Source organism: Pullulanibacillus pueri (assembly GCF_014639255.1).
Lineage (GTDB): Bacteria > Bacillota > Bacilli > Bacillales > Sporolactobacillaceae > Pullulanibacillus > Pullulanibacillus pueri.
Genome location: NZ_BMFV01000075.1, coordinates 1 through 1,237 on the forward strand (window position 1 = coordinate 1; position 1,237 = coordinate 1,237).

The 1,237-nt window shown below is 42.0% G+C and carries 1 protein-coding gene; it reads left to right on the forward strand.

Features of this window, described 5'->3' with window-relative positions:
* A partial coding sequence (locus IEV91_RS21465; protein WP_505891286.1) for a glycoside hydrolase family 38 N-terminal domain-containing protein occupies positions 1-1,237 on the forward strand: 1,237 nt, incomplete at both ends.

The following is a 1,237-nucleotide window of genomic DNA, read 5'->3' on the forward strand; positions in this document are numbered from 1 at the left end:
GTGGACATGTGAAACCTTTTGGGCAGTTGAGAAATTTTTGGAACAATCTTCTGAGGAAACTCGCAATCAGTTTATACAGGCTTTAAGAAGAGGAGATATAGAACTTTCAGGGACCTACCTTAATATGACCGAATTGGCCGATTATGAGATTCTTAGTGACTTATTTGCAAAGGCCCAGACCTTTGCACAGTCAATTGACGTTCCGGTCACTTCGGCTATGACCGCTGATATCAATGGTTATAGCTGGGGGTATTCTCAAGCAATGTATGACTCGGGTATTCGAAACTTACTATCATGTGTGCATACTCATCACGGAATGTATGCAATAGGAAGAAAACAATTCCCTTTTTATTGGGAAACACCAAAAGGCGATCAATTGCTTGTATGGAATGGAGAGCACTACATGCTTGGCAACGATCTGGGACTTTCTCCTGGTGCTGTTTTATCCTATACCATTCGTGATGAATTTAATACTACACCCTATATGGAGAACCATTGGGAAATGGCTGAAACCCGTATTATGCGTTATCTTTGTCAGCTTGAAAAGGAAGAATATCCTTATGACTTTGCACTTATCAATGTCATGGGGTTATTGCGTGATAATGCTGCACCAAATGGTAAAATTATGGAGTTTATACGTCGCTGGAATGCTAAACACGGGGATCAAGTGGAAATAGAGATGACGACTTTAAGTCGATTCTTTGATCATGTCAAGAAACAAAAAGTAGAGATACCGGTTTATAAAGGGGATTGGCCAGATTGGTGGTCAGACGGTGTGGCATCAACGGCCATGGATACTCAAATTTTCCGTGATGCGCAAAGAAACTTGCGATTGGTCAAAAAACTTGACCCGAAAAATGAAATCATTGCGGAGGAAATGATTCAGAGCGCTGAATACCACCTTGCTATGTACGCAGAACATACATGGGGATATCATTCATCTGTTTATGAACCATGGCACCCTATGGTTCAGTCATTGGAGGTCCGGAAAAAGGCCTATGCTGCAAATGCGAGCCGGTTGGTGTTTACCGCGTTAGACCGTGTGTTGCATAAGAAGGGTGACGCTTTAATTGCTCCAGACAGACCGTTCAGATATAAAGTCGTCAATCCGTTCGATCATCAAGTCAAGGATATAGCCTACCTGTATTTGGATGGGTGGGAGCCTTCAATGTTCAAGAAAGGTTTAGAAATTGTTAACGAACAAACAGGGAATGTACTTCCTCATCAAATGGAACAA